General features: G+C 44.7%; 7 protein-coding genes and 1 pseudogene. All 8 read left to right on the top strand.

The window, feature by feature from the left end:
* Positions 1 to 594, top strand: a 594-nt coding sequence (locus AC1DUA_RS11590) for an ABC transporter permease subunit (RefSeq protein WP_477499892.1), incomplete at its 5' end; no start/stop codon positions are given.
* Between the two features lie 74 nt (positions 595 to 668).
* Complete coding sequence (locus tag AC1DUA_RS11585; RefSeq protein WP_477499893.1) at positions 669 to 1,496, top strand: carbohydrate ABC transporter permease; 828 nt, start codon at positions 669 to 671, stop codon at positions 1,494 to 1,496.
* A 628-nt stretch (positions 1,497 to 2,124) separates the two neighbouring features.
* The gene (gene kynU / locus AC1DUA_RS11580; RefSeq protein WP_477499891.1) at positions 2,125 to 3,411 is read left to right on the top strand and encodes a kynureninase; all 1,287 of its coding nucleotides are present in this window, start codon (positions 2,125 to 2,127) and stop codon (positions 3,409 to 3,411) included.
* Between the two features lie 40 nt (positions 3,412 to 3,451).
* Positions 3,452 to 4,066, top strand: a complete 615-nt coding sequence (gene kynB / locus AC1DUA_RS11575) for an arylformamidase (RefSeq protein ID WP_477499890.1) — start codon at positions 3,452 to 3,454, stop codon at positions 4,064 to 4,066.
* 38 nt (positions 4,067 to 4,104) lie between these two features.
* Positions 4,105 to 4,959, top strand: coding sequence for a tryptophan 2,3-dioxygenase (kynA, locus tag AC1DUA_RS11570; protein WP_477499889.1), 855 nt, complete (start codon positions 4,105 to 4,107; stop codon positions 4,957 to 4,959).
* Between the two features lie 181 nt (positions 4,960 to 5,140).
* Positions 5,141 to 5,629 (top strand): DUF2798 domain-containing protein, encoded by a 489-nt coding sequence (locus tag AC1DUA_RS11565; protein ID WP_477499888.1) that lies wholly within the window; start codon positions 5,141 to 5,143, stop codon positions 5,627 to 5,629.
* A 401-nt stretch (positions 5,630 to 6,030) separates the two neighbouring features.
* A complete protein-coding gene (locus tag AC1DUA_RS11560) occupies positions 6,031 to 8,397 on the top strand; it encodes a helix-turn-helix domain-containing protein (protein WP_477499887.1) in 2,367 nt (788 codons plus the stop codon).
* Between the two features lie 228 nt (positions 8,398 to 8,625).
* Positions 8,626 to 9,104 (top strand): annotated as a pseudogene (locus AC1DUA_RS11555) (extracellular solute-binding protein); the annotation flags it as partial.

Below are 9,104 nucleotides of genomic sequence, written 5' to 3'. Positions count from 1 at the left end.
GGGTATAAAAGAGTGCTGCAGACAGTCATTTATATGCCGCATTTTCTGTCCTGGGTTATCGTAGGCGGGATTGTAATCGGAATTCTTTCACCAACTACAGGTATTTTCAACCACATCTTAGGTTTGTTCCATATTGAGCCTATTTATTTTCTTGGTGAAAACAGCTACATTCGTTCAATTCTAATCACCTCAGGGATTTGGAAGGATAGCGGATGGGGAACCATCATTTATTTGGCCGCTATCGCGGGCATTAACCCAGACCTCTATGAAGCAGCTGAAATTGATGGAGCGGGCAAGTTCCGCCAGGTGATGTCGATCACCCTTCCCTCGATTGTGCCTACCATTACAATTTTGTTCTTATTGCATATCGGAAGCTTTCTGGATTTCGGGTTTGAAAGGGTCTACGTCTTCTTGAACTCACTAAATAGTGAGAATGGTCAAATCCTGGATACTTACGTCTACCGCGCTGGTCTTATAGATCGTCAATACAGCTATACAACAGCAATCGGACTCTTCAAATCGGTTATTGGCTTATTGCTTATTATGCTCGGTAACACGCTTAGTAAAAGAACGACTGGTAACGGCTTGTACTAACATGAGTTCAGTCAAAAGGAGGAATAGGGAACGTGATTTTAACAAAAGGACAGCGCGCATTTCAGTTATTTAATATGATTCTCCTGCTTGTGATCGGCCTTATGAGTTTTCTTCCAATCTTGAATGTCATTTCGCAGTCATTCAGCGATGCGGTTGCAATTAACAGCGGAACCGTAGGGCTCTGGCCTGTTGGCTTTACGCTTGAGAATTATCACATGATTCTGAAGGACCCTTCGATCTGGATTTCTTTCCGAAACAGTGTCATTATCACGGTGTTCGGTACATTGATAAATTTAATTGCAACGGCAAGCTTGGCGTATCCTTTGTCCCGAGCTGAATATATTTACAGGAAACCGGCTCTGTTACTGGTGCTGTTCACGATGATTTTCCATGCGCCACTTATACCCAACTACCTGCTTCTCAAAAATCTGCACATGCTCGACACGTTGTGGGTCTTGATCATTCCGGGAGCAATTAGTGCCTACAATTTGTTCGTCATGCGGTCTTTCTTTATGACACTGCCTACAGAGATGTTTGATTCTGCCAAAATGGACGGATGCGGCGAGTTCCGCATGATCTGGAGCGTCGTACTCCCGTTATCGAAGCCGGTTATGGCTACGATGGGGATCATGTACGCCGTCGGAAACTGGAATATGTATTCGCAGGCTATTTACTACATCAGCAGCAGGTCCCTGATTCCACTGCAGGTGCGGCTGCGTGAAATTGTTATTACGGATAACTTGGGCTCGGCTGACGTATCGTCTGAATTGCTGCTGTCCATTTCCCCGGAAGGACTGAAGATGGCGGTGATCGTTATCGCGACGATCCCGATTATGCTGGTGTACCCATTCCTTCAAAAGCACTTCATTAAAGGGATGATGGTTGGCTCGATTAAATCTTAGTAGCTTGGTTGAATAAGGAGAAACACCTATCAATCTTGTAGAAAAGTCCCCTTGAGGGGGCTTTTTTGGCATGAAGTTTCGGGGTTGGAGAGTGTTTTCAACCTTGTTTTTGTTTCAGATGGGGTCGATGGGGGGCGGCGCCTAAGGTGAGTCAAGCTCATTGGATGAATTCCAACGAACAGGAGATTTTTGACGCTTAAATGTCATTCTCGTTGGACAAAGTCCAACGAAGCGATGAATTTTGTGGGGGATTAGCGCCATTTTAGCCGCCCTTGTTGGATTTCATCCAACGAAAAGAAGAATGAACATGTCTTCACGGCGTTCTCATTGGATTTCATCCAATGAGAGCTGGAAGTACGCTAACTTCAAGCATGTTTAAGTACTCAGAAAAGGTGGGGACAGTAGAGAGGTAAGGTGAGTGGAGAAATATTAGAACAGTATAGTGTGGAAAGAGAAATAAAAAGTAAAGTAGTAAGAGAAGTAGAGTTAGGTTGGTTATTCCGTCCGATTATCAGAGATTCCTCTGTCCGCAAGCTAATTAACCATAGTATAATAATTGACGACATCTATGATTTTAAGTAAGATAAGCACGATTCGATCTAGTTCTATAATTCACAAGGAGGGCTTTATGTCCAGAGAACCTTTTTATTACTCCCAAGAATTTGCCCGGCAACTTGATAAAGAAGATGAGCTAGCCCGTTTTCGAGATGAGTTTTATATGAATTCGGAATCGATCTATATGGATGGCAACTCCTTAGGCCTGTTATCCAGACGAGCAGAGCGAACGTTATTGGAAGTCGTTGATGCTTGGAAAACGCAAGGAATTGATGGCTGGCTGCAAGGCCAATATCCCTGGTTTTATTTGTCGGAAAAATTAGCAGCCTTGAGCGCCCCATTAGTTGGCGGATCAGAAGATGAAATTATCGTGACTGGTTCCACGACAATGAATTTACATCAGCTTGTGGCGACTTTTTATAAGCCTGAGGGCAGCAGAACGAAGATTTTGGCGGATGAACTGACGTTTCCATCTGATATTTATGCACTTCAAAGTCAATTGCTGCTGCATGGATACGATCCGTCAGAACATTTGGTGCAGGTGGGAAGCCGCGATGGGCGTACAATTGAGGAAGATGATATTATTGCGGCCATGACGGACGAAATAGCATTGATTATTCTGCCGACGGTACTTTATCGCAGCGGTCAATTGCTCGATATAGAGCGGTTAACGGCTGAAGCTCATGCTCGTGGCATTCTCATTGGCTTCGACGGATGCCATTCAGTAGGAGCAGTTCCCCATCACTTTAGTAAATGGGACGTTGATTTTGCATTTTGGTGCAACTACAAATATTTGAACAATGGGCCAGGCGGTGCGGCAAGCTTATACGTAAATCGCAAACATTTCGGCCGATCGCCAGGTTTGGCAGGTTGGTTCGGTTCACGAAAAGACAAACAATTTGATATGGAGCATCATTTTGTTCCGGCAGAGAATGCAGGTGCTTTTCAAATTGGCACACCGCATATCTTAAGTATGGCTCCACTCATTGGGTCTTTGGAAATGTTCGCAGATGCCGGGATCGAGAATCTGCGCGGAAAATCCCTGCATATTACATCTTATATGATCGATTTGATTGAACAGGAATTGGACGGAATGGGCTTCACAATTGGGAATCCAAGGGATGATCTGCGCAGAGGCGGCCATGTCTGTTTGGAGCATAAGGAAGCAGCTCGGATTTGTAAATCGTTAAAAGAAAATAAAATTATCCCTGATTTCAGAGCTCCGAACATTATTCGTCTAGCCCCTGTTGCGCTCTATACAACCTACGATGAGGTGTGGGAGACTGTGCGGCGATTAAAAGCGATCATGGTTGAAAAGCAATACGAGAAGTTCGAGAATACACGCGACGTAGTCGCTTAACAGGCGATCTGCCATATGTTGAAAGGAGAGGATGACGACCATGTTTGATATCTCTCGCCCATTGCTAACAGGAGTGCCGACTTGGCCCGGGGATACGCCTTTCTCTTACGAGGTCAGTTGGACGAAGGAACAAAGCGGTTCAGTGAATGTAGGGAAACTGACGATGAGTATCCATACGGGCACGCATATCGATGCGCCATTCCATTTTGACAATGAAGGTCGGAAGGTCATGGAGCTAGATCTGGAGCTGTACATCGGAGCTGCGCGGGTTATTGATTTAACGGGGAAATCGAGTATCGGCGCAGAGGATTTGAAGACGTATGATCTGGACGGCATCACGCGTTTGCTCATTCGTACTAATTCTTGGACAAATCCGAAGGATTTTCCTACAGAAATTACCTATCTGAGAGAGGATGCAGGGCCTTATTTAGCGGAAAAAGGAATACGGCTTATCGGTGTCGATGTTCCTTCTGTTGACCCACTTGATAGCAAAGTATTGTCCGCCCATCATGCCTTGCATGCCTACGATATTCATATTCTGGAAGGCATTAATCTGGCACATATTGAGCCTGGCGATTATGAACTGATTGCCCTTCCTCTACCGCTTGTTGAGGCAGATGGAAGTCCTGTCAGGGCCGTTCTGCGCTCCTTGTAATCATCGACGTACACAATCAATAATAGGAGTGAATAACAGTGTCCAATTCAGAGAACCACGAACATACACAACCCAAAGCGGATGCCAGCATTCATGGCGACTTTTCAAAAGAAATGTCCTATGGTGACTATCTCCAACTCGATAAAGTACTGTCCAGTCAACAACGACTATCTGGGCATCACGATGAAATGCTATTTATCATTATCCATCAAGCTAGCGAACTTTGGATGAAGCTGATTTTGCACGAGTTGGAAGCTGCTCGTCTACTCATTCATCATAATAATTTGGAGCCGGCTTTCAAAATGTTAGCTCGTGTCTCTAGAATCCAGCAGCAATTGATCCAGTCCTGGGATGTTCTATCGACATTGACTCCGGCGGAGTATATGCAGTTCCGGAATAGCCTAGGCCGTTCATCGGGGTTCCAATCCTTCCAGAATCGGCTTATCGAATTCCTGTTGGGAGGCAAGCAAACCAAAGTTCTGTCTGTTTATGAGCACCAACCGGAGCTCCACCAACAATTGAGCCAAGCTCTTAACGAACCTAGCCTTTATGATGCTGCGGTCAAAGCTCTTTCTATGCGTGGCTTAGCCATTGATCAAGATCATTTGGAGCGAGATTGGTCGCAGGAATACAAGGGAAATGCCAGCGTCAAAGCCGCGTGGTTGACCGTGTACCAAGATGTGGAGCGCTACTGGGATCTATATGAACTTGCGGAGAAGCTGGTTGATATCGACAGCCGCCAACAACAATGGCGATTCAGCCACATGGTAACCGTTGAGCGGATTATCGGATTCAAGTCGGGGACAGGAGGCTCAGCGGGTGTTGAGTATTTGAAACACGTCGTTGCGCAGCGTTATTTCCCTGAATTATGGAGTCTTCGTACAGATCTATAGGCGAATGAATACTAGATGCAGCCATCCCTCTAAGATGAGGCAGGCTGCATTTTTGTTTTCACCGCATCATGCTAGGTGATTGCTCCTTTGCACAATCATCATAATGTTCACGAATTGTTCACTTACACGGAGGTTTTCATTTTCTCTATACTTACAAAAGTAAACAGAGAGGATGATGTAAATGCCAACAACGAAGAAAGAAGAATTTTATTTTGGGCTGATGATGTGCTGTGGAATGGTTGTATGCATGACATTTTATAATTTATTTACCAATGGCTTGATGGGCACGATATCTTTGAAAGAAATACTTCTTCAGCTTATTCTCGTCTTTCTTACTGCTTCCTTATTGGAGCTATTCATTGTTGGTCCTGTGGCTAAGAAGGCTGCTTTTTCGTTACCTTATGACAAATCTAAGAAGATACTGGTGATTGTATCTCTTGCATTTTTTATGGTGAGTGGCATGGTTCTTTGCATGTCTCTTTATGGGTTAGGAAATGCCTATTTTGCTAACAAACTGAATGGAGATTCACTACTAGGAACTTATTTTATGATCGTAGTTAAAAATTTTATTTTTGCTTTCCCTCTTCAACTTTTCCTTGTAGGACCGATGGTTCGGTATTTATTCCGTACATTCATTAAAAATAAAAGAATTAACGGATCCTTCAGTTAACACCAAAACCTTCCTTATGAATAATGGGAAGGTTTTTCTTTTGACATAGGTGTCGGAGGGGCACTACAGTTCGCTATTTCACTGGAAAGGACCATTTTCCACGTGTATGCGGAACTACAGTCCACTATTGTGCCAATTTGGACCGAATAACGGGTGATGGCGGCTAAATAAGCGCCTGCAGTTCCGCTCGGAGAGGAAACATCTCGTTTTCGCCAAAATAGAGGACTCCAGTTCCCTTAGTAGCTGTGTCCGATACGTAACGAGAGAAGTTGGTGCCGGTGTCCATAGAAGTGTATGTTTTTGTTGGCCAAACCAAGGATTAAAATGTTGTATTGCAACTTTGGTGAAGAGAAGATACAATTTCTAATAAATTCGTTTACGGAATGGACGGTGGGTTTGTTTTGAAATTGCCCTTCATTTTACGCCTTGTCAATAGCCGCAAAAGTGCGCTTTCAACGATCATCGCCTCCAACTTATTTATACTTTTGATACCGCTTGCAATGGGGCTTTTTCTGTACACCAAGGTGGAACAAAGCTTGGAGAAGAGCACGACAAGATCGAATAGCGCCATGCTCGAGCAGTTGAAGCTGTCACTGGATAACAAATTGGCAGAAGTGGATACCTTAATGCGCCAAGTTGTATTTGATCCGAAGCTGGATTACATGCTTAGAATCCCTGCCAACTCAAATGATGTAGACAAATATGAATTTATCCAATTCATGCGCGACAAAATGAGTAAGTATCACAGTATGACCAGTAATTTTATCCTCGATTATTATGTATACTTTGCAAACAGCGATACCATTGTCAAACCGGACTTGGTAGCGGATTCGCGGACCTTCTATTCCATTTACTACGCTTATAGGGACATGTCCTACGAGGGGTGGCACCAGCTTCTGGACACGGAGCATAAAATGTCTTACTTACCGGTTGCTCCCTTATCGAACGCGCAAGAGCAAGTCCCGAAGAATGTGATTACTTATATGCAATCACTTCCCGTTCAATCGCAATCGCAGAATCTCGGAAGCTTCATCGTGCTGATTGATGGTGATCAAGTAAAGGAATTGTTCGCGCAGATGGAGTCTGCCAGTCATAGCGCCGTTTATATTATCGATCATGCAGGGAAAACCATTATGAGCAATAGTGATTCCCCATTTCCATCCGACTTGTTGGGGCGCATCCAAGAAAGTTCAGGCCCGTTTGATTACCGGCTCGCAGGCGTTGACCAAGTGGTCTCGGTTACCTCATCGCAAAAAGCTGGTTGGAAATACGTATCGATCATGCCCAATGACGTTTTCATGCAGCAGGTGAATCAAATCCAGAGTTGGTCAATCGGTCTGTTCATTCTATGCTTAATTTGTGGTCTAGTGGCTGTCAGCATAGGTGCCTACCGCACGTACAAACCTCTCCAAAAGACAGTAAACGCGATCATGCGTGGAAAAGAAATGATCAGGCGCCCGTCCTCGAATGAATACGAGTTTATTCGGCAAACCGTCGAGGGCTCCATCCATGAAGAGAAGAACTTGCGCATGACACTAGCGCAGCAGATTCCGTTCATTCGGGCCAACTATTTGTCCCGTCTTCTCAATGGTCACATGGATGTGGATGTGTCGGCAGCGAACGGAGATTCACTTCAATTTATGAATTTGAAATTTACAAGCGACAGCTTTGCCGTGMTTCTCGTTAAGATCGAGGACATTCCGTTTGCTGCAGCGGAAGAAGATGAACAGCAATGGGCACATGCAAGATTTATTATTTCAAATATTGGCGCGGATTTGATTGCAGCGAATCATAGAGGATTTTCGGTCGAACTAGACCGAGATCGCATTGCACTTCTCATGAATCTAGCATCAAATCGGGAGGAATTCGCTGAATCCGATATTCGGGATATCGCTGAATCGCTTTTTAGCATCACCTCGCAAAGATTTCAAATTGGCATCACGATTGCCGTTGGCGGGATTCATTCGGGTCCCAAAGCCATTCGGGATTCCTATCCAGAAGCGTTGGCAGCTCTAGAATATAGGCTGATTCTTGGGAAACATGCAACGATCCATTTCCAGGATATCCTCGAAGTTAAACAGCATTACTACTACCCGCTTGAAAGTGAGATCCAGCTGATTAATTTTGTCCGAAGCGGGGATGCCGAGAATGTGGAGAAGCTGCTTGATAAAATATATGCGATGAATTTTGACTCCGGTCATATGACACCAGAGTTAGGCAAATGTTTGTTTTTCAACGTGACGAGTACGCTTCTGAAAATTATTAACTCCTCGAATACGAATCAGGAGGAAGTGCTTGGCGCTGACTTCGATCCGATCAAAGAAGTGTTCAGTCATCCAACGGCGCAGGGGATGTACACGAAAACGAAGGAGCTTTATGAGACGCTTACCCGTTCATTTAATGTGGATCGATCTGATCATAGTTCGCAGCGGCTGGAGGAAATCATCAGCATTGTTCACGAGCACATTGATGACTCGAACCTTGGCGTGGCACAGATTGCGGAGCGTATTCAGATGACACCGCAATATCTTTCTACCTTCTTCAAAAAACATCAGGGACAAAACCTGCTGGATTACATTACACATAAACGTGTTCAACAAGCGAAGCAGTTAATGGAGAACAAAGAACTCACCATTGTACAGATCGCTCAAAAGATTGGCTACAACAATGATGTCGTTTTCATCCGAGCATTCAAGAAGCTCGAAGGCGTAACGCCGGGTAAATACCGTGAAACGATGTTGCCGGAAATCAGTAGCTCGGACGCATAAAAGGCAGCCTCTTGGGGCTGCTTCTTTCTTTCCTATTGGCTACTGACGATTTCTAATATGGACTGATGAATTCTCATATCGCCTGTTTTTCTTACTTAAATACAACGGGAATGAGAACTAGGCAGTAGTCAGGTGGGGGCCGAGCAAGCATACTTGGGAACAGGTGCTGGATGACGATTACGGTGCCAACCAAGCTTAGGGTTACTCATATAAAGGGAGGCATGAAGAATGAAGAAACGTTTGAAACAAGTTGGATCTGTCGTATTGCTTTCAGCTCTGGTGGCTTCGGCAGCTGCCTGCAGCAGTAATTCGGGAACCGATAGTTCATCGGCTGCACCGCAAACAGGCAATAGCGCAGAGCCGCCAAAGTTGACTAAATTATCGTACTGGGTTCCGAATCATCCTGCAGCTTCAGGTCAGATGAAAACATACGCTGAGATGGGGATGTACAAGGAGCTTGAAAAAGTAACCGGCGTCAAAGTTGAGTTTCAGCATCCGCCACTTGAGGTTCCACAGGCGCAAGAGCAATTCAACTTAATGGTTGCGACGAACGAGCTGCCAGATGTCATTGAAGCTAGTTGGGGAGCAACTAGCGGTGCGGTCGTCAGATACCCCGGTGGACCGGAAAAAGCCATTTTAGATAAAAAAATCATTAAATTAAACGATTTGATCGACAAATATGCACCGAACCTTAAGAAGCTGCTGAA

The sequence above is a fragment of the Paenibacillus sp. 01T422 genome, from assembly GCF_056398785.1.
The sequence above is the reverse complement of the archived record's forward strand: the minus strand, read 5'-3'. Positions and strand labels throughout refer to the sequence as shown.